21 protein-coding genes are annotated in these 17968 nt (G+C 69.4%); 7 read left to right on the forward strand and 14 right to left on the reverse strand.

Features of this window, described 5'->3' with window-relative positions:
• Window positions 1-25 precede the first annotated feature (25 nt).
• From mutM to radC, 4 genes are all read right to left on the reverse strand, one after another.
• Entirely contained in the window at window positions 26-862 is an 837-nt protein-coding gene (mutM, locus tag OP498_RS05260) for a bifunctional DNA-formamidopyrimidine glycosylase/DNA-(apurinic or apyrimidinic site) lyase (protein ID WP_280550745.1), read from the reverse strand.
• A 94-nt stretch (window positions 863-956) separates the two neighbouring features.
• Complete coding sequence (rpmG, locus tag OP498_RS05265; protein WP_089712818.1) at window positions 957-1112, reverse strand: 50S ribosomal protein L33; 156 nt, start codon at window positions 1110-1112, stop codon at window positions 957-959.
• 26 nt (window positions 1113-1138) lie between these two features.
• Complete coding sequence (gene rpmB, locus OP498_RS05270; RefSeq protein ID WP_089712820.1) at window positions 1139-1375, reverse strand: 50S ribosomal protein L28; 237 nt, start codon at window positions 1373-1375, stop codon at window positions 1139-1141.
• 445 nt (window positions 1376-1820) lie between these two features.
• Window positions 1821-2495 carry a DNA repair protein RadC gene (gene radC, locus OP498_RS05275; protein ID WP_280550098.1) on the reverse strand — a complete coding sequence of 225 codons (675 nt, stop codon included), beginning with the start codon at window positions 2493-2495 and terminating at the stop codon, window positions 1821-1823.
• Window positions 2496-2606: 111 nt separating this feature from the next.
• On the opposite strand from radC, the gene coaBC reads away from it, so the two are divergent.
• Genes coaBC through slmA form a run of 5 tightly spaced genes read left to right on the forward strand, consistent with a single transcriptional unit; the run spans window position 2607 to window position 7400 of the window.
• Window positions 2607-3842 carry a bifunctional phosphopantothenoylcysteine decarboxylase/phosphopantothenate--cysteine ligase CoaBC gene (gene coaBC, locus OP498_RS05280; protein WP_280552838.1) on the forward strand — a complete coding sequence of 412 codons (1236 nt, stop codon included), beginning with the start codon at window positions 2607-2609 and terminating at the stop codon, window positions 3840-3842.
• Between the two features lie 23 nt (window positions 3843-3865).
• The gene (gene dut / locus OP498_RS05285) at window positions 3866-4348 is read left to right on the forward strand and encodes a dUTP diphosphatase (RefSeq protein ID WP_280550094.1); all 483 of its coding nucleotides are present in this window, start codon (window positions 3866-3868) and stop codon (window positions 4346-4348) included.
• 42 nt (window positions 4349-4390) lie between these two features.
• A complete protein-coding gene (locus OP498_RS05290; RefSeq protein WP_280552839.1) occupies window positions 4391-5788 on the forward strand; it encodes a phosphomannomutase/phosphoglucomutase in 1398 nt (465 codons plus the stop codon).
• Window positions 5789-5828: 40 nt separating this feature from the next.
• Window positions 5829-6746: an acetylglutamate kinase gene (gene argB, locus OP498_RS05295; RefSeq protein WP_280552840.1), complete on the forward strand. Its 918-nt coding sequence runs from the start codon at window positions 5829-5831 to the stop codon at window positions 6744-6746.
• A gap of 42 nt (window positions 6747-6788) precedes the next feature.
• Window positions 6789-7400, forward strand: coding sequence for a nucleoid occlusion factor SlmA (gene slmA, locus OP498_RS05300; RefSeq protein WP_280550087.1), 612 nt, complete (start codon window positions 6789-6791; stop codon window positions 7398-7400).
• Window positions 7401-7502: 102 nt separating this feature from the next.
• Here the strand turns inward: slmA and rpoH are convergent, their stop codons facing one another.
• The 4 genes from rpoH to ftsY form a co-directional block, all read right to left on the reverse strand.
• Window positions 7503-8369: an RNA polymerase sigma factor RpoH gene (gene rpoH / locus OP498_RS05305; RefSeq protein ID WP_280550085.1), complete on the reverse strand. Its 867-nt coding sequence runs from the start codon at window positions 8367-8369 to the stop codon at window positions 7503-7505.
• A 119-nt stretch (window positions 8370-8488) separates the two neighbouring features.
• Window positions 8489-9463: a permease-like cell division protein FtsX gene (gene ftsX, locus OP498_RS05310; protein ID WP_280550083.1), complete on the reverse strand. Its 975-nt coding sequence runs from the start codon at window positions 9461-9463 to the stop codon at window positions 8489-8491.
• Complete coding sequence (ftsE, locus tag OP498_RS05315) at window positions 9460-10128, reverse strand: cell division ATP-binding protein FtsE (protein ID WP_280552841.1); 669 nt, start codon at window positions 10126-10128, stop codon at window positions 9460-9462. The genes ftsX and ftsE overlap by 4 nt, the downstream gene beginning before the upstream one ends.
• Entirely contained in the window at window positions 10125-11378 is a 1254-nt protein-coding gene (ftsY, locus tag OP498_RS05320; protein WP_280552842.1) for a signal recognition particle-docking protein FtsY, read from the reverse strand. Before ftsY ends, ftsE begins: the two co-directional genes overlap by 4 nt.
• Before the next feature lie 91 nt (window positions 11379-11469).
• Between ftsY and rsmD the strand changes: the two genes are divergently transcribed.
• Window positions 11470-12144, forward strand: coding sequence for a 16S rRNA (guanine(966)-N(2))-methyltransferase RsmD (gene rsmD, locus OP498_RS05325; protein WP_280552843.1), 675 nt, complete (start codon window positions 11470-11472; stop codon window positions 12142-12144).
• A gap of 82 nt (window positions 12145-12226) precedes the next feature.
• A complete protein-coding gene (locus OP498_RS05330) occupies window positions 12227-12421 on the forward strand; it encodes a cell division protein ZapB (RefSeq protein ID WP_106231375.1) in 195 nt (64 codons plus the stop codon).
• A gap of 7 nt (window positions 12422-12428) precedes the next feature.
• Here the strand turns inward: OP498_RS05330 and OP498_RS05335 are convergent, their stop codons facing one another.
• The 6 genes from OP498_RS05335 to lysS all read right to left on the reverse strand — a co-directional run bounded on the left by OP498_RS05335 (window position 12429) and on the right by lysS (window position 17795).
• Window positions 12429-12890: a GNAT family N-acetyltransferase gene (locus OP498_RS05335; protein WP_280552844.1), complete on the reverse strand. Its 462-nt coding sequence runs from the start codon at window positions 12888-12890 to the stop codon at window positions 12429-12431.
• On the reverse strand, window positions 12877-13692 hold the full coding sequence (locus tag OP498_RS05340) for a hypothetical protein (protein WP_280552845.1): 816 nt from the start codon (window positions 13690-13692) through the stop codon (window positions 12877-12879). The genes OP498_RS05335 and OP498_RS05340 overlap by 14 nt, the downstream gene beginning before the upstream one ends.
• Window positions 13689-14000, reverse strand: a complete 312-nt coding sequence (locus tag OP498_RS05345) for a BolA/IbaG family iron-sulfur metabolism protein (protein WP_280550077.1) — start codon at window positions 13998-14000, stop codon at window positions 13689-13691. Before OP498_RS05345 ends, OP498_RS05340 begins: the two co-directional genes overlap by 4 nt.
• A gap of 45 nt (window positions 14001-14045) precedes the next feature.
• Window positions 14046-15470: an MFS transporter gene (locus tag OP498_RS05350; RefSeq protein ID WP_280552846.1), complete on the reverse strand. Its 1425-nt coding sequence runs from the start codon at window positions 15468-15470 to the stop codon at window positions 14046-14048.
• 79 nt (window positions 15471-15549) lie between these two features.
• Window positions 15550-15936: a hypothetical protein gene (locus OP498_RS05355; protein ID WP_280550075.1), complete on the reverse strand. Its 387-nt coding sequence runs from the start codon at window positions 15934-15936 to the stop codon at window positions 15550-15552.
• A gap of 293 nt (window positions 15937-16229) precedes the next feature.
• Window positions 16230-17795, reverse strand: coding sequence for a lysine--tRNA ligase (gene lysS / locus OP498_RS05360; protein ID WP_280550074.1), 1566 nt, complete (start codon window positions 17793-17795; stop codon window positions 16230-16232).
• Between the last annotated feature and the right edge of the window lie 173 nt (window positions 17796-17968).

The raw sequence follows: 17968 nt of genomic DNA on the forward strand, positions 1-17968 counted from the left end.
TCTCGCAGGGGAAAGAGGGGATCGTTCAAGTCTGGCACTGGCCGCAGAACACGCTGGCCCGCTGGCCCAGGGTCACCAGGCGCAGCTCGGAGCCGCAGCGCCGGCAGGGCTGGCCATCACGCCCGTAGACGTTGAGGCGCTGCTTGAAATAACCGGGCTCGCCGGTGCCGCCGACGAAATCGCGCAGGGTGGTGCCACCCTGGGTGATGGCGGCCGCCAGCACCTCGCGCACCGCCGCCGCGAGGCGGTCATAGCGCCGCCGGGCGATGCGCCCGGCGGCGCGACGCGGGTCGATGCCGGCCAGGAACAGCGCTTCGGCGGCGTAGATGTTGCCCACGCCCACCACCACGGCGTTGTCCATCAGGAAGGGCTTGACCGTGAGCCGACGGCGGCGGGACAGGTCGAAGAGCCGGGCGCCATCGAAGGCGTCAGACAGCGGTTCCGGCCCCAGCCGGGCGAGGCGCGCATCCGGCGCCGGGCCCTCGGCCAGCCAGTCGACGAAGCCGAAGCGGCGCGGGTCGTGGTAGCGCAGGATGCCGCCATCGTCGAGCACCAGGTCGACGTGGTCGTGCTTCTTCGGCAGCTCGCCCAGGCGGGCGATGCGCAGGCTGCCGGACATGCCCAGGTGCCAGAGCAGGGTACCGCCGCCCTCGCCTTGCCCCGGCCGTGAGAGCGGCAGCAGCAGGTACTTGGCACGCCGGGCGAGCACGCCGATGCGCGCCCCGACCAGCCGCTCGACGAGGTCCGCCGGCACCGGCACGCGCAGGCGGGCCTGGCGCACGATCACCTCGACGATCTCGCGGCCTTCCACATGGGGGGCGATGCCCCGGCGGGTGGTCTCGACTTCGGGCAGCTCGGGCATAGTCTCGTCCGGCGGGGCAACGATACGCAAGAACCCGACCATCGGGCCGGGTTCAGGCTGACAGGCTCCTGCCTGCGGCGGAAGCGACCAAGGCTTACTTGATCTTGCCTTCCTTGTACATCACGTGCTTGCGGACGACCGGGTCAAACTTCTTCATCTCGAGCTTGTCCGGGGTATTCCGCTTGTTCTTGTCGGTGGTGTAGAAGTGACCGGTACCGGCACTGGATATCATTCTGATCTTGTCGCGCATGACGGTTATCTCCCGTGATAAATCGCTTAGACGGCTTCGCCGCGCTTGCGGATGTCGCCGAGCACCGCCTCGATGCCCTTCTTGTCGATGATGCGCATGCCCTTGGAGGAGACGCGCAGCTTGACGAAGCGCTTCTCGGCCTCCACCCAGAAACGGTGGGAATGCAGATTCGGCACGAAACGACGGCGCGTCTTGCGCTGGGAGTGTGAAACGTTGTTACCAGTCACCGGGCGCTTGCCGGTAACCTGACATACTTTGGACATGAGAGCCTCCAACCGCTTGGCCAGGTGTTTAGACCTGAGTGTTCAAAACCTGTCGGGCAAACCGGGATGACCCCGTTGTCATTTGACCCAAGGGAATTCAAAGGCTGCACTTTATACCAGAGACCACCGCCTTCGGCAAGCGATGCGCCGTTTTCCCCAGGGCTATCGCAGATAGCGGTATCGCTCGGGGCTAATCCGTCGACAGGCCCCGGAGTGCCGGACCATCGAGGAGGCGCTGTGAACCCCTCCCTGGGCGCTACCGACGCCCTGCTTCGCTCTCGCGTCCTGCTCCGCTTGCAGGGCCGGTGCTGGCCATCCATGGCCAGCCCGTTCGGAGCAATGCTCCTCACCCCTGGCGTAGGACCCCCTCTACGACCTGTCCCCGGCGCCCCTCGTCAGATCCAACTGCGATAGCCCTGTCGTTTTCCCATCACGCATGCCGGTTTCACAACCACCCCCGTTCCGCGAAGGAGACCACCTCGCCATCGCCCACCACGAAGTGGTCCAGCACGCGCACCTCGAAGAGCCCGAGCGCCTCGCGCAGGCGCTCGGTGATGCGCCGGTCGGCGTCACTGGGCTCGGCCACGCCGGAGGGGTGGTTGTGGGCGAAGATGATGGCGCCGGCGCCCAGCTCCAGGGCACGGCGAGCCACCTCGCGAGGGTAGACCGAGGCACTGTCCAGGGTGCCGCGGAACAGCGACTCGTAGCGGATCACGCGGTGCTGGCTGTCGAGGAAAAGCGCGGCAAACTCCTCGTGGCCGAGATGGCGCAGCTGGGCGGCGAGGTAGGCACGCACCAGCGAAGGCGAGGTCAGCGCATCGCCCCGGCTCAGCTGGCTGGCGAGATGCCGCCGCGACAGCTCCAGGGTGGCCTGGAGTTGGACATACTTGGCCATGCCCATGCCGTGCTCGGCGCAGAAGCGAGCCTGGTCGGCCTCCAGCAGCTGGCGAAGCCCGCCGAAGGCCGACAGCAGGTCCCGGGCCAGGTCCACCGCCGAGCGCCCCTCCACACCGACGCGCAGGAAGATCGCCAGCAGTTCGGCATCGGAAAGCGCCTCCACGCCCAGCGCCAGCAACTTCTCCCGGGGGCGCTCCCCCTCCGGCCAGTCTCGAATCGACATCCCTGCCTCCCTGCCTGACATCCGTGACTGTCAGTGTAGTCGGTCCAGCGGCTACGCAAGGTCGGGCACCGGTGGTAAGGTAGACGACCCGATTTTCGCTCGGATACCGCCATGTCGACACTCTCCCGCCGACGCGTACTGCTCGGCATCAGCGCCGGCATCGCCGCCTACAAGAGCGCCCAGCTTGCCCGCCTGCTCACCCAGGCCGGCTGCGAGGTGCGCGTGGTGATGACCGAGGGCGCCCAGGCCTTCATCACGCCCTTGACGCTGCAAGCCCTGACGGGTGAAGCCGTACGCACCTCGCTGCTCGACCCCCAGGCCGAGGCCGGCATGGGGCATATCGAGCTGGCCCGCTGGGCCGACACCATCCTGATCGCCCCGGGCACCGCCGACCTGATGGCGCGCCTCGCCCAGGGCCTGGCGGACGACCTGCTGACCACCCTGTGCCTGGCGAGCGAGGCCGAGACGGTGATGGCCCCGGCCATGAACCAGGCCATGTGGCGCCATCCGGCCACGCAGCGCAATGCGCGCCAGCTGGCCGAGGACGGCTGGCAGCTGCTGGGGCCGGAGAGCGGCGACCAGGCCTGCGGCGACGTGGGACCGGGGCGCATGCTGGAGCCCGAGGCGATCGTGGCGGCGCTGCTCCCTATGGCACCCGCCTCAAAGGAGGCCGACGGTCTGACCGTCACCATCACCGCCGGTCCGACCCGGGAGCCGCTCGATCCGGTGCGCTACCTCTCCAACCACAGCTCCGGCAAGATGGGCTTCGCCCTGGCCGCCGCCGCCGCCGCGCTGGGGGCGCGGGTGCGGCTGATCAGTGGCCCGGTCGCCCTGCCGACACCGGCTGGCGTCGAGCGCATCGACGTGGAGACCGCCCGGGAGATGCACGAGGCCGCCCAGCGGCTGGCCGCCGACAGCGATCTCTTCATCGGCTGCGCCGCCGTGGCCGACTACCGGGCCGAGACGGCCGCCGAGCACAAGATCAAGAAGGTCGAGGGCGAGGAGGGCCTCACCCTGCGCCTGGTGAAGAATCCCGACATCATCGCCTCCGTGGCCGCCCTGCCCGAGGCGCAGCGCCCGCTGGTGGTGGGGTTCGCCGCCGAGACCCGCGACCTGGAGGCCTATGCCCGGGACAAGCTGGCCCGCAAGGGACTCGACATGATCGTCGCCAACGACGTCGCCCGGGCCGGGCTCGGCTTCGGCAGCGACGACAACGCCGCCCTGCTGCTGTGGCGGGAAGGCGACAGGGAAGGCAGCGAGAGTCTCGCCCCCCAGCCCAAGTCGCAACTCGCCCTGGCGGTGGTGCGCCGCGCCCTGGCCTGCCTGTCGCCCCGCCACGCCCCTTGACACCGAACACTCGAGGATCCCCGATGCCCACCCTCCCCGATCGCCCGCGCCTCGCCGTCAAGCTGCTCGACGAGCGCCTGCGCGATCATCTGCCTCACTACGCCACCCAAGGATCCGCCGGCATGGACCTGCGCGCCCTGCTCGATGCCCCCCTGACTCTGGCGCCCGGGCAGTGCGAGCTGGTGCGCACCGGGCTTGCCATCCACATCGCCGACCCGGCCCTCGCCGGGATGATCCTGCCCCGCTCGGGCCTGGGCCATAAGCACGGCATCGTGCTGGGCAACCTGGTGGGCCTGATCGATTCCGACTACCAGGGCGAGCTGATGATCTCCACCTGGAACCGTGGCGACGCGCCCTTCACCATCGAGCCCTTCGAGAGGCTGGCACAGTACCTGCTCGTGCCGGTGGTGCAGGCCGAGCTCGAGGTCGTCGAGGACTTCGACGCCAGCCACCGGGGCACCGACCAGCGTGGCACCGGTGGGTTCGGCAGTTCCGGCCGGCACTGAGACGGCACCCAGCCACTCGAACCTCCACACAGGACGGACCCCATGACCCAAGAAGTGAGCCAGGCAGTCCCCGCCTCGATCTTCCGCGCCTACGACATCCGCGGCATCGTCGACGACACCCTGACCGAGCCAGGTGTCGAGCAGATCGGCCGCGCCATCGGCAGCGAGGCCCGGTCGCGCGGCGAGTCCACCGTGGTGGTGGCCCGCGACGGCCGCCTCTCCGGCCCGCGCCTGCTGGCCGCCCTGACCCGCGGCCTGCTGTCGTCGGGTTGCGACGTCGTCGACATCGGCATGGTCCCCACGCCGGTACTCTACTTCGCCACCCACGTGCTCGAGGGCACGGCCTCGGGCGTGATGGTCACCGGCAGCCACAACCCGCCGGACTACAACGGCTTCAAGATCGTGCTGGGTGGCGAGACGCTCTCCGGTGATGCCATCACCGCCCTGCACACCCGCCTGGCCAGCGGCGAGCTCAGCGAGGGCCAGGGCAGCGTGCGCCAGGAGGACGTGCGTGACGCCTACCTGGCGCGCATCCTCGGCGACGTCACGCTTGCCCGCCCGCTCAAGGCGGTGGTTGACTGCGGCAACGGCGTGGCCGGCGAACTGGGCCCGGCGCTGGTCGAGCGCCTCGGCGCCGAGACCCTCCCGCTGTTCGCCGAGATCGACGGCACCTTCCCCAACCACCACCCAGACCCGGGCAAGCCCGAGAACCTCCAGGACCTGATTCGCACCGTGCAGGAGACCGGCGCGGACATCGGCCTGGCCTTCGATGGCGACGGCGACCGCCTCGGCGTAATCACGCCAAGTGGCACGCTGATCTACCCCGACCACCTGCTGATGGCCTTCGCCGAGGACATGCTGTCACGCAATCGCGACGCCCGCGTGATCTTCGACGTCAAGTGCACCGGCAACCTGACCCGGGTGATCGAGGACGCCGGCGGGACGCCGGAGATGTGGCGCACCGGGCACTCGCTGATCAAGGCGCGCATGAAGGAGACCGGCGCCCTGCTGGCCGGCGAGATGAGCGGCCATATCTTCTTCCAGGAGCGCTGGTACGGCTTCGACGACGGCCTCTACGCCGCCGCCCGCCTGCTGGAGATCCTGTCGAAGCAGGCCGACGATGCCGATACCTTCTTCGCTCGCTACCCCCAGGACGTCGGCACCCCGGAGATCAACATCACGGTCACCGACGCGACCAAGTTCGCGCTGGTGGACCGGCTGGCCCGGGAGGGCGACTTCGGCGAGGAGGGCGTCAAGACGACCCTGGACGGCATCCGCGTCGACTACCCGGACGGCTGGGGCCTGTGCCGCGCCTCCAACACCACGCCGGTGCTGGTGCTGCGCTTCGAGGGCAAGAACGACGCCGCCCTGGCCCGCATCCGCGGCCGCTTCACCGACGCCCTCACCCAGGTGTCACCCGACCTCGCGTTGCCCCTGTGAGGGGCGGTTCGCCGCATAGACAGGAGAGGGAACCCGACCGATGACCGAACAGACCCGCGACCCGCGCCTGGTGGTGGAGGTGCTCTCCGAGGCACTGCCCTACATCCAGCGCTTCTCCGGCAAGACCGTGGTGGTGAAGTACGGCGGCAACGCCATGACCGAGGACACCCTGATCGACTCCTTCGCCCGCGACATGGTGCTGATGAAGGAGGTCGGCATCAATCCGGTGGTGGTGCACGGCGGCGGCCCGCAGATCGGCGACCTGCTCGCGAAGCTCAACATCGAGTCGCGGTTCGTCAACGGCATGCGGGTGACCGATGCCGAGACCATGGACGTGGTGGAGATGGTACTGGGCGGCTTGGTCAACAAGGGCATCGTCAACCTGATCAACCAGTGCGGCGGCAAGGCCATCGGCCTGACCGGCAAGGACGGCGCGCAGATCCGCGCCCGACAGCTCAAGGTGGAACACCAGAGCCCGGAGATGACCGCGCCGGAGATCATCGACATCGGCCACGTGGGGGAGGTGGAGCACATCTCCACCGACCTCCTCGAGATGCTCGCCGCCCGCGACTTCATCCCGGTGATCGCCCCCATCGGCGTGGACGCGAAGGGTCGCAGCTACAACATCAATGCCGACCTGGTGGCCGGCAAGATAGCCGAGGCCCTGGATGCCGAGAAGCTGATGCTGCTGACCAACGTCGCCGGCCTGATGAACGCCGAGGGCGAGGTGCTCACCGGGCTGACCACCGAGCAGGTGGATGCCCTGATCGCCGACGGCACCATCCATGGCGGCATGCTGCCGAAGATCCGCTGCGCCCTGGACGCCGTGAAGGGCGGCGTCGCGAGCGCCCACATCATCGATGGCCGGGTGCCCCATGCCACCCTGCTGGAGATCTTCACCAACGCCGGGGTGGGCACCCTGATCACCGACATTCCCCAGGACCCGAACGCCGGCTGAGCCCCCCGGCCCGATCCACCGAACCGACAAGAACATAACGACATGACGCAGGAAACACCAACCCCCAGTCGCCGCGAGCAGATTCTGCAGGGCCTCGCCCTGATGCTGGAGGAGGACAGCGGCAAGCGCATCACCGTGGCCGCCCTGGCCCGCCAGGTCGGCGTCTCGGAGGCGGCGCTCTATCGCCACTTCCCCAGCAAGGCACGGATGTTCGAGGGGCTGATCGCCTTCATCGAGGAGGCCCTCTTCGAGCGCATCGGCCGCATCCTCGAGGAGGTGCCGGAGGCGGTGCCGCGCTGCGGCCAGATCCTCACCCTGGTGCTGGCCTTCGCCGAGAAGAACCCGGGGCTGTCGCGCCTGCTGGGCGGCGACGCCCTGACCGGCGAGACGGCACGGCTGCGCCTTCGCATCCACCAGCTCTTCGAGCGCCTCGAGACCCAGCTCAAGCAGGTGCTGCGCGAGGCGGAGCTACGCGAGGGGCGGCGCCCCTCGCTGCCGGTCTCGGCGGCTGCCAACCTGCTGCTGGCCCACCTCGAGGGGCAGATCTCGCGCTACGTGCGCAGCGACTTCCGCCACCGTCCCACCGAGCACTGGGACGACCAGTGGGCGCTGCTCTCGGCCCAGCTGCTGCGGGAGAGCCCGCAGACGGCATAACAGGGGCAAGCGAACAGCAGGCCCCAAACGAGGAACCCCCTAAGGGCGAGACCTTCGGGGGTTCCTTGCAGCTTGGCGCTTGAAGCTCGGCGCTACCGGCGGTCACGCCACCAGGGCATCCCCGATCTGCAGGCGGATCTTCTTCATGGCGTTCTTCTCGAGCTGGCGGATGCGCTCGGCGGAGACGCCGTAGACGTCGGCCAGCTCGTGCAGGGTGGCCTTGTCGTCCCCCAGCCAGCGACGCTGAAGGATGTCCCGGGAGCGCTCGTCGAGGGCCTCCAGGGCCTGCTGCAGGCGATGGGTGGCATCCTGCTCCCAGTCGCTGTCCTCGAGCTGGGTGGCCGGGTCGGCGCTGGCATCATCGAGGAAGTGCACCGGCGCCTGGTAGGCGGACTCGTCGTCCTCCCCCGGCGAGGCATCGAAGCCGGCGTCATGGGCCGACAGGCGACCTTCCATCTCGCGTACCACCTCGGGCTTGACGTCCAGGTCCTTGGCGATGGCCTCCACCTCGTCGCTGTTCAGCCAGGCCAGGCGCTTCTTGGCGCCGCGCAGGTTGAAGAACAGCTTGCGCTGGGCCTTGGTCGTGGCGATCTTGACGATGCGCCAGTTGCGCAGCACGAACTCGTGGATCTCGGCCTTGATCCAGTGCACGGCGAAGGAGACCAGCCGCACCCCCTGGTTGGGGTCGAAGCGCTTGACGGCCTTCATCAGGCCGACGTTGCCTTCCTGGATGAGGTCGGCCTGGGGCAGGCCGTAGCCGGAGTAACTGCGCGCGATGTAGACGACGAAGCGCAGATGCGAGAGCACCAGGCGTCGTGCCGCCTCGAGGTCCCCCTCGTCGTGCAGCCGGTACGCCAGATCCCGCTCCTCGTCGACGGTCAGCATGGGAATGCTGTTGACCGCCTGGATGTAACCGTTCAGGTCATGACCCGGGGAGAGCTGACCCACCGGCAGAAGACTGGTGCTCATGTGCAGGTTGTCTCCTTCGAAGCCCATAGTGCTGTTCATGGTGGCTGAATACGACGGCAAAGGCCGTGGAAAGTTCCGTATGTAGCCAGATGAGGCGAAGAATCGTCCAACCACCCGCCTCAGCGCGGCCGGATCTCCGCCAGGTGCCGATTCACGGCGATCCAGGCACCCAGCCAGCCAAGCAGTGTACTACAGGCAAGCAATATTGTAGACCCCTCGGCGCCCAGCCGCGGCAGGTGGAAGCTGGCCCCATAGCTCGCCGCCAGGGCCGAGACCGGCGCCGAGAGCCAGTCGCTGCCCAGGGTCAGCAGGCCCCAGGCCAGCAGGCCGCCGCCCAGCCCGAACCAGGCCCCACTGTAGAGGAAGGGGCGACGCACGAAGGCGTGGGTGGCGCCGATCAGGGTCACCACCTCGATCTCCTGGCGGCGATTCTCCACGGCGAGCCGGATGGTGTTGCCCACCACCAGCAGCACGCCCAGCCCGAACAGCACGCCCAGCGCCAGGGTGACCCGCTGGCCCAGCTCGGCGAGGTGGCGCAGGCGCTCGAGCCAGGCGAGATCCAGGCGCACCTCGTCGACCCCGGGGACGGCCTCGAGGGCCTCGGCGAGCCGTCGCACCGCCTCCGGATCGGGGTTCCCGGGGCGCACCACCACGCTGGCCGGCAGGGGATTGCCCTCGAGCCGGGCCAAGGCATCGCGCAGCCCCAGCGCCTGCTGGAACTCGGCCATGCCCTCGGCGGCGGTGATCAACCGGGTCGCCGCGACGCCGGCCTGGGCGGCCAGCGCCTCTTCGATGCGACCGGCCTCGCCCTCCCCGATCCCGGTGGCCAGGTAGGCGGTGAGGGTGGCGCTCTCCTCCAGCTCGGCGTCGAGCAGGCGGGCGCTGTCCAGGGTCAACCAGAGCCCCGCGGGTAGCACCAGGGCGATGGCGATGGCCAGCATGGTCAGCAGGCTGCCCAGTGGCCGGCGCAGCAGGCGGCGCGCACTATCGAGGGCCATGACGCGATGGTGACGCGCCCAGGACCGCCAACGGACGCCGCCTGCCGACCGGTGGGTGCGTGCGCCACGGGGCGAGGGAGCGGATTCGCGACTCATACGACCTCCTCGTCGGCCACCAGGCGCCCCTCGTGGAGCCGCAGGGTGCGGTGACGCAGACGGGCGATCAACGCCAGGTCGTGGCTGGCGACCATCACCGTGGTGCCGATGCGGTTGAAGTCCTCGAACAGCGCCATGATGTCGGCGGAGAGCTGGGGGTCGAGGTTGCCGGTGGGTTCGTCGGCGAGCAACAGCGCCGGCTTGTTGACCACCGCCCGGGCGATGCCCACCCGCTGCTGCTCGCCGCCAGAGAGCTCGATGGGCAGCGCGGCCTCGCGGTGCAACAGCCCCACCTTGTCCAGCGCCGCTCGTACCCGCCGCGCCGCCTCGCGGTGCTCGACCCCCTGGATCTCCAGCGGCAAGGCCACGTTGTGATAGATCGAGCGGTCGAAGAGCAGCTGGTGGTCCTGGAAGACCACGCCGATCTGGCGCCGATAGAAGGGAATCTGGCTGTGGTGCAGGCGGTCGATGTCATGGCCCGCCACCCGCACCTTGCCGCGACTGGGTCGCTCCAGGCGCATGATCAGGCGCAGCAGCGAGCTCTTGCCCGCGCCGGAGTGGCCGGTGAGGAAGACCATCTCGCCGCGCCGCACTCGGAAGTCGATGTTGGCGAGCGCATCATAGCGCCCTCCATAGCGCTTGCCGACGTGCTCGAAGGCGATCATGACTCGGGCGACACCGGCTCGCGGTCGAACAGGGCAGCGACGAACTCACTGGCCGCGAAGGGGCGCAGGTCATCCAGCGACTCGCCGACACCGATGAAGCGGATCGGCGTGCCGAGCTGGCGCGCCAGGGCAAAGATGATGCCGCCCTTGGCGGTGCCGTCGAGCTTGGTCAGGGTGATGCCGGTGACTGGCACCGCCTCGTTGAAGGTCGAGGCCTGGGCGAGGGCGTTCTGGCCGGTCCCGGCATCGAGCACCAGCATCACCTCATGGGGAGCACTGGCGTCGAGCTTGCCCATCACCCGGTGGACCTTCTTGAGCTCCTCCATGAGGTGGGCCTTGTTGTGCAGGCGGCCGGCGGTGTCGGCGATCAGCACGTCGACGCCACGCGCGCGGGCGGCGGAGAGGGCATCGAAGATCACCGAGGCGCTGTCGGCCCCGGTGTGCTGGGCGATCACCGGCACGTCATTGCGTTCGCCCCACACCTTGAGCTGCTCCACCGCCGCTGCCCGGAAGGTGTCGCCGGCGGCCAGCATCACGCTGCGGCCCTCGCGCTGGAAGCGCTGGGTCAGCTTGCCGATGGTGGTGGTCTTGCCCACGCCGTTGACCCCCACCACCAGGATCACGAAGGGGCCTGCGCCCTTGGGCGGCAGCGCCAGCGGCCGGGTGACCGGTTCGAGCATCGCCGCGAGTTCCTCCTGCAGGGCACGGTAGAGCGCCGGGGGCTCCTTGAGCTCCTTGCGCGAGACCCGGTCGGTGAGCCGGTCGATGATCTCGGTGGTGGCCTCGATGCCCACGTCCGCCATCAGCAGCTGGGTCTCGAGCTCCTCCATGAGATCGTCGTCGATCTGCTTGCGGCCCATGAAGAGGTCGGCCAGACCATCGGTGAGGTTGGCGCGCGTCTTGCCGAGCCCGGCGCGGATACGCGCGAACCAGCCCGTCTTCTCGGCGACCGGCTTCTCCTGCAGGGCCGCCCTGGGCGGCGCAGGCTCGGGTTCGGGGGCCGGCATCTCGGGTGCCGCTTCTGGCTCGGCGGCCGTGTCCCGGGCCGGTTCGTCGACCTCGTCGGTAGCCTCCGCCGGCGGCGCGGTCTCGGTGACGTCGTCTGCCGCTTTCTCTTCCGACCGGCGCTCGGCCTCCTGCTCTTCCGACCGGCGCTCGGCCTCCTGCTCTTCCGACCGGCGCTCGGCCTCCTGTTGCGGTGTCGTCTGCCGCTCTTCCTGCTGCTTCTTGCGCTTGAAAATACCGAACATGGGGGGATCACGCCTCACGGATGAACGAATCGCCTCATCCTACCATCGCGCACCATGACTGTGGACAAGCCGGCGGTTACAATCCGCCCCCATGACACGACGCCGCCCCGCCTCTCGAAAGCCCCACCGATCGGCCGCTACACCCACCAAGGGTCCCGGCCGCCAGAACGCCGGCCGCCGGGCCCCCGGACGGCTGCGCCTGATCGGCGGCGAGTACCGGCGCCGCCAACTGCCGGTGCTCGACCGCCCGGGGCTGCGCCCGACCCCCGACCGGGTGCGCGAGACGCTGTTCAACTGGCTCGCCGCCACCACGCCCGGGGCACGGGTCCTCGACCTCTTCGCCGGCACCGGGGCGCTCGGCCTGGAAGCTCTCTCGCGGGGCGCCCGGCAGGCGGTGTTCGTCGAGCACGACGCCCGGGTGGCGCGCCAGCTGGCCGACAACCTCGCGACCCTGGGGGCCACCGAGCGCGGACGCCTGGTCACCGCCGATGCCCTGGCCTTCCTCACCGGCGACCCCGTCCCTTTCTCCTTGGTGTTCCTCGACCCACCCTTCCGCCAGGGGCTCGCCGAGGCCTGCTGCGATGCCCTGGAGGACGGCTGGCTCGCCGAGGATGCGCTGATCTACGTGGAAACCGAGTCGGTGCTCACTCCCGAGGTGCCCGTCAGCTGGCAACTGCACCGCGAGGTGCGCGCCGGCGACAGCACCGGGCGGCTCTACCGCCGGCATCCGCCTGGCGCGAGGTCGCCCGACGGCGACGCTTGCTGAGCCCCGAGCGCGGCGTTACGCTGCGCGCTGAAGGAACCCCATCGGGCACGCCCCACCAGCAGGATGTCGTCAGGAGAACAGGATGAGTATCGAACTCTTCAACCAGCTCGAACAGAAGGTCACCAGCGCCGTCGAGGCCCTGGAGTTGATGAGGATGGAAGCCGAGGAGCTGCGCGAGGAAAACGCCCGCCTGAAGCAGGAGCGCGAGGAGTGGGAGCGTCGCCTCTCCGCCCTGCTGGGCAAGTTCGACGAGGTCGAGACGACCGCCAGCAGTTGAGGCAGCATCAGGCCAGCGGGCGCGACATCAGCAGCGCATCCTCCCGCTGGCCGCCGAGGCGCGCCGGGTAGTAGCCACGGCGCCGGCCGTCCTCGCCGAATCCCGCACGCCGGTAGAGCGCCAGGGCCGCCTCGTTGCCCGCCCTGACCTCCAGCAGCAGGCGCTCGCTGCGCCAAGTCCGCGCCTGCTCGATCCCCGCCGCCAGCAAGCGCCCCGCCGCTCCCTGGCGACGCGCCTCCCGGACCACCAGGATCGCCTGCAGCTCCGCATCGAAGGGCAGCCGCACCACCACCACATGGCCGACCAGGCACGCCCCATGCTCGATGCCGAACACCCGGGTATCGGAATCGACCAGCGCCGCCTGCAGCTGGTGTGGCGTCCAGGGGTCGGGGCTGGCGGCCTGCTCCAGCGCCGACAGCATCGCCAGGTCGGCCGGCACCAGCCGGCGCAAGGTTTCAGTCGGCCTCACGACCCGCTCGCCAGGCATCGCGCCAGCCTGCCATCTGCGGCCAGAGGACGCGCTTGGCCTCGGCACTACCGGCCAGCTCGCCCAACGCAGGCCCCTGCCAGGCCGGCATTGCCAGCAGCGGGCAGTGGCCCTCGGAGAGAGTCAGCAGCTTGGCGAGGGTCTCGTCTTCCCCGAACACCAGCAGCCGTTCCGGTACCCAGCCTCGCCGCTGCCGGCCGGCCAGGAAGGCCTGGAGCCCCTCCCGGGCCTCCTCCAGCGGCGCCTCCACCGGCAATCCTTCCACCTGAGGCCAGCGGAAGGCCTCGAAGGCCGGCATCTGCTCGGGCACCACGCCAGCGGCCTGCAGCAGATGGCGCAACAGGCGCAACTCCACGCCGCCGGGCGGTGCCTCCCCGGGCAGCAGCACCAGCCAGCGGCCATCCAGGCAGGCCACCTGCAGGGTGAAGCGCAGCGCCTCCCCGCGGTGACGCACGGGGCCTGGGCTCACCGCCTCGGGCGTGGCCCCCGGTTCGTCGCTGGGCGCCAGGTCACCGAGCAGCGCGCGGGCCCTGCCGGCCGCGGGACGATGGCGCGGTTCGGGCTCGGCGGGGGCCGCTCGTGGGGCGGCGACCTGCGCCTCCACGGCCTCGTCGAGCAGCGCATGCAGCCGCTCCCCCGGGGCGCGGCGGACCTCGGCCACCGGCGCGGCGGCCTCCCACTCACAGGCCTGCGTGGGTAGGGCATTGGGCAGGCGATAGCGGGAGGCCCAGGCCGTCAGGCCCATGGCCTCCAGGTACTGCAGGCGCTGCGGCTCCGGGGTCACGACCGGTCGCCGCCCCGGCAGTCGGGGGAGTCGGGGCGGGAGCGGCCGCTGGCCTCCCACTCCTCGGGCGTGAAGAGGTGCAGGGCCAAGGCGTGGACGGGGCCGGCGAGCTCGTCGGCGAGCAGCGCATAGATCTGCTGGTGCCTCTTGACCGGCATCAGCCCCTCGAAGCGGGAGGCGGCCAGGGTGACCTTGAAGTGGGTCTCGGAATTCGCCGGCACGTTATGCCGATGGCTCTCGTTCTCCACCGCCAGGAAGGCGGGCTCAAGGGCCCTGAGCTTGTCTTCGATGGTGGCCTGGATGCTCATGTCGGGGTTCCGATGCTGAGTGAGTGATGGGCCCATTGTACGCCTTCAGTCCGGGTCCGACGACGCCCGCCGCGGCTCGGTACGGCGCGCCTCGCGCTGGGCCCGCCCGGCCAGCGACACCCGCCCCAGGCTCGCCGCGAGCGACAACCCACAGGCGCCCGCCCCGGCCCAGAGGGTCGCCTGCACTGGCGCCCCGGCGGCCAGGAAGGCCCCCACCAGGGCGACGCCCAGCGACTGGCCCACCGTGCGGGCCGTGCTCATCACGCCGGACGCCCTGGCACTGCGCTCGCGGGGCACGCTGGCCATCATTTCGCGATTGTTGGGCGGCTGGAAGAGCCCGAAGCCCAGCCCGCAGAGCGCCGTGCGCCACAGGCTGTCCGCCACTCTGGCGTCGGCGTCGAGCCCGGCCAGGGCCGCCAGTCCCAGCAGCAGCAGCACCAGGCCGCCGCTGGAGAGCAGGCTGGGGTTGACCCGGTCGGCCAGCTGCCCGGCCAGGGGGCCCACCAGCATGATCGCCAGCGGCCAGGGCGTGAACATCCAGGCGGTCTCCAGCGGCGTGAAGCCCATCTCCTGCTGATAGAGGAAGGAGAGTGCCACGAAGGCCAGGCCCTGGCCGACGAAGGCGAGCCCCGAGGCCGAGACCGCCAGCGTGAAGCGTCGCTCGTCGAAGAGCGAGAGCGGCAGCAGCGGATGGCGGGCCCGGCGCTGGCGCTGCACGAAGAGCACGGCACTGAGCAGGCTCAGTGCCAGCCAGGCGAGCACCTGCCAGGCCGGCGCTCCGTGGCCGACACCGTCCAGGCCGAGGAAGAGCCCGGCCAGCATGGCCACCGAACACAGCGCGCCGCGCCAGTCGAAGCCATCGCGCCGCCCCGCCTCCCGGGGCAGCGCCCGCCAGGCCAGCCAGGACGCGCAGAGTCCCAGCGGCACGTGCAAGGCGAATAGCCAGGGCCAGTTGGCCACCGAGAGCACCAGCCCACCGAGAGTCGGTCCCGCGGCGTAGCCACCGGCCACCACCAGGGCGGAGAGCCCCAGGGCGCTGCCGAGCAGCCGCGAGGGAAAGATCGAGCGGTAGAGCGACGGGCCGATGGACAGGGTCGCCGCTGCCCCGAGGCCCTGCAGGGCACGGAAGAGCAACAGAATTTCCAGGTTCGGTGCCAGGGCGCTGCCCAGGGCCGCCAGGGTGAACAGCGCCACCCCGGCGACATAGAGTCGCCGGCGGCTGACCAGCTCGCTGAGGGCGGCAAAGACCAGCAGGAAGGCGGCACAGACGACCTGGAAGAGGTTGGTGACCCAGACCACCCGGGAGGCGGAGACCCCGAGGTCGGCCGCCATGGAGGGCAACGCGATGTTGACCATGGTGGTGTCCACCACCGCCATCAGGGTACCGACGACCAGCGCCAGTACCGCCAGGCGCCGCTCGGGGCCCGGCAGGCCGTCGTCGCCGGGGCGGGTCGTGAAGAGTCGACTCATCCTGCTTCCATCACTGCGGGGTCCATAACGAGGAAACCGGCCGAAGCCGGTTTCCCATGATCGCTGTCGGGCAGGAGGGTCAGTCCTGGTCCGTCTCCAGGAGGAGGGCGTCATCCACCTCGGAGATCTCCAGTGCCGCCTCGTTGTCGAGGTCGATGGCCAGGTAGCTGTGCTCGACCTGCAGGAAGCGCTGGAACAGCGCCCAGTCCAGGGCCTCCGGCCACTGGCGCTCGTCCTCTTCCCAGGCGCGCAGCTCGGTCTCCAGGATCTCGAGGTAGCGCTCGCGCACGAAGGCCTCCAGGGCCTCGGGCGCGTCCATCTCCGGGATCAGGTAGACGGTGCTTTCGTGTTCGACGTCGGCCAGGGTCAGGTCATCACCCTCCATCGTGGGTTCGAGCGCATTGACCCAATCCACGAAATGCCGGGTCGGCCTGACGCTCAGGGCGGAGCGGTTGAGCAGTTTCATCACGGTCTCCTCGACGTCGAAACGACGACCATTATGGGTACTCGGGCCGCCCCTTGCCAACACTTCCGATCATAGACACGCTGGGGCGGGGCTGATCCGGCGGAAGGCCTACGAGGAGGCGCTGTAAACCCCTCCCTGGGCGCTACCGACGCCCTGCTTCGCTCTCGCGTCCTGCTTCGCTTGCAGGGCCGGTGCTGGCCATCCATGGCCAGCCCGTTCGGAGCAGTGCTCCTCACCCCTGGCGTAGGACCTCCTCTTCGACCTACCTCCGGCGCCCCTCAACGTATCACCTGTCAATCGACTTCCGGGCGCATCGCCGGAAAGAGCAGCACGTCTCGAATGGAAGCGCTGTCGGTGAACAGCATCACCAGCCGGTCGATGCCGATGCCCTCGCCGGCGGTGGGCGGCAGACCAACCTCCAGCGCCCGCACGTAGTCGGCGTCGAAGTACATCGCCTCCAGGTCGCCGGCCTCCTTCTCCGCGGCCTGGGCGCGGAAGCGCTCGGCCTGGTCCTCGGCGTCGTTGAGCTCCGAGAAGCCGTTGGCGATCTCACGGCCGCCGACGAAGAACTCGAAGCGCTCGGTGACGAAGGGGTTCGCGTCCTTGCGCCGCGCCAGCGGGCTCACCTCGGTGGGGTACTCGGTGATGAAGGTGGGCTGCTGGAGACGGTGCTCCACCGTCTTCTCGAAGATCTCGATCTGGACCTTGCCCAGCCCCCAGCCATCCTTGACGTCGATGTCCAGGCGCTCGGCGATCTGGCGCGCGGCGGACGCGTCGGCCAGCGCCTCGGCGTAGATCTCCGGGTTGAACGCGAGGATGGCATCGAACACCGTGATGCGCCGCAGCGGCTGGCCGAAGTCGTACTCGAAGGTCTCCAGCACCTCGCCCTCGCCGTTGCGCACGGTATTCACCACCATGGTGGTGCCCAGCACCTTCTGGGTCACGCTGCGCAGCATCTCCTCGGTGAGGTCCATCAGGTCATTGTGGTCCGCATGGGCCTGATAGAACTCGATCATGGTGAATTCGGGGTTGTGGCGGGTGGAAAGCCCTTCATTCCTGAAGTTGCGGTTGATCTCGAAGACCTTCTCGAAGCCGCCCACCACCAGGCGCTTGAGGTAGAGCTCCGGGGCGATGCGCAGGTACATGTCGATGTCCAGCGCATTGTGGTGGGTGACGAAGGGGCGTGCCGTGGCGCCGCCGGGAATCGGCTGCAGCATGGGGGTTTCCACTTCCATGAAGCCGCGATCCTCGAAGAAGCGTCGCATGGCGCTGATCACCCCGGCGCGGGTCTCGAACACCTGGCGCGAGTCGGGGTTCATGATCAGGTCGACGTAGCGCTGGCGGTAGCGCGCCTCCATGTCGGTGAGGCCGTGGAACTTGTCGGGCAGCGGGCGCAAGCTCTTGGTGAGCAGCCTGGCCTCCACCATCATCACGTAGAGGTCGCCCTTGCCCGACTTGTGCACCGGCCCCCGGGCCGCCACGATATCGCCGATATCCCAGCCCTTGACGTCCTCCAGCACCTCGGCCGGCAGCCCCTTCTTGTCGACATAGAGCTGGATCGTCCCGGACGGGTCCTGGATGACGATGAAGGGCCCGCGCTTGCGCATGATCCGCCCGGACACGGCGGCTCGACGGTCCAGCGACTCCAGGTCGGCCTTCTCACGGTCGCCAAGCTCATCGATCAACTCGGCCGCCAGGCTGTCGCGACGGAAGTCGTTGGGAAAGGCGCTTTCCCCGGTCTCGGCGGCACGCTCGCGGCGAGCGGCCAGCTTGGCACGACGCTCCGCAATCAGGCGGTTCTCGTCGTTCTGCGGGCTATTCTGTGAAGGGCTATCCGGAGAGGAGCTTTCGTTCGCCATTTCGCTACCTGTTGGAAATCTTTGATACGAAGTCGGGGACACGCCTGACGCCGTGCGGACCTTGATAGGGGTCGGGAAGGCTTAGCCTCCCCGCCCTCCGAACCGTGCGTGCGGTTCTCCCGCACACGGCTCTCCAGTTGATGGTTTCCTCATCGGGATTGGCTCGCGTGCTG

The sequence above is a fragment of the Halomonas sp. 25-S5 genome (assembly GCF_029889845.1).
Lineage (GTDB): Bacteria > Pseudomonadota > Gammaproteobacteria > Pseudomonadales > Halomonadaceae > Halomonas.

Excerpts from the sequence above, each read along its gene's own strand:
- mutM (WP_280550745.1), bottom strand. The coding sequence starts at position 862 with ATGCCCGAGCTGCCCGAAGTCGAGACCACCCGCCGGGGCATCGCCCCC.
- rpmG (WP_089712818.1), bottom strand. The coding sequence starts at position 1,112 with ATGCGCGACAAGATCAGAATGATATCCAGTGCCGGTACCGGTCACTTC.
- rpmB (WP_089712820.1), bottom strand. The coding sequence starts at position 1,375 with ATGTCCAAAGTATGTCAGGTTACCGGCAAGCGCCCGGTGACTGGTAAC.
- radC (WP_280550098.1), bottom strand. The coding sequence starts at position 2,495 with ATGTCGATTCGAGACTGGCCGGAGGGGGAGCGCCCCCGGGAGAAGTTG.
- coaBC (WP_280552838.1), top strand. The coding sequence starts at position 2,607 with ATGTCGACACTCTCCCGCCGACGCGTACTGCTCGGCATCAGCGCCGGC.
- dut (WP_280550094.1), top strand. The coding sequence starts at position 3,866 with ATGCCCACCCTCCCCGATCGCCCGCGCCTCGCCGTCAAGCTGCTCGAC.
- OP498_RS05290 (WP_280552839.1), top strand. The coding sequence starts at position 4,391 with ATGACCCAAGAAGTGAGCCAGGCAGTCCCCGCCTCGATCTTCCGCGCC.
- argB (WP_280552840.1), top strand. The coding sequence starts at position 5,829 with ATGACCGAACAGACCCGCGACCCGCGCCTGGTGGTGGAGGTGCTCTCC.
- slmA (WP_280550087.1), top strand. The coding sequence starts at position 6,789 with ATGACGCAGGAAACACCAACCCCCAGTCGCCGCGAGCAGATTCTGCAG.
- rpoH (WP_280550085.1), bottom strand. The coding sequence starts at position 8,369 with ATGAGCACCAGTCTTCTGCCGGTGGGTCAGCTCTCCCCGGGTCATGAC.
- ftsX (WP_280550083.1), bottom strand. The coding sequence starts at position 9,463 with ATGAGTCGCGAATCCGCTCCCTCGCCCCGTGGCGCACGCACCCACCGG.
- ftsE (WP_280552841.1), bottom strand. The coding sequence starts at position 10,128 with ATGATCGCCTTCGAGCACGTCGGCAAGCGCTATGGAGGGCGCTATGAT.
- ftsY (WP_280552842.1), bottom strand. The coding sequence starts at position 11,378 with ATGTTCGGTATTTTCAAGCGCAAGAAGCAGCAGGAAGAGCGGCAGACG.
- rsmD (WP_280552843.1), top strand. The coding sequence starts at position 11,470 with ATGACACGACGCCGCCCCGCCTCTCGAAAGCCCCACCGATCGGCCGCT.
- OP498_RS05330 (WP_106231375.1), top strand. The coding sequence starts at position 12,227 with ATGAGTATCGAACTCTTCAACCAGCTCGAACAGAAGGTCACCAGCGCC.
- OP498_RS05345 (WP_280550077.1), bottom strand. The coding sequence starts at position 14,000 with ATGAGCATCCAGGCCACCATCGAAGACAAGCTCAGGGCCCTTGAGCCC.
- OP498_RS05350 (WP_280552846.1), bottom strand. The coding sequence starts at position 15,470 with ATGAGTCGACTCTTCACGACCCGCCCCGGCGACGACGGCCTGCCGGGC.
- OP498_RS05355 (WP_280550075.1), bottom strand. The coding sequence starts at position 15,936 with ATGAAACTGCTCAACCGCTCCGCCCTGAGCGTCAGGCCGACCCGGCAT.
- lysS (WP_280550074.1), bottom strand. The coding sequence starts at position 17,795 with ATGGCGAACGAAAGCTCCTCTCCGGATAGCCCTTCACAGAATAGCCCG.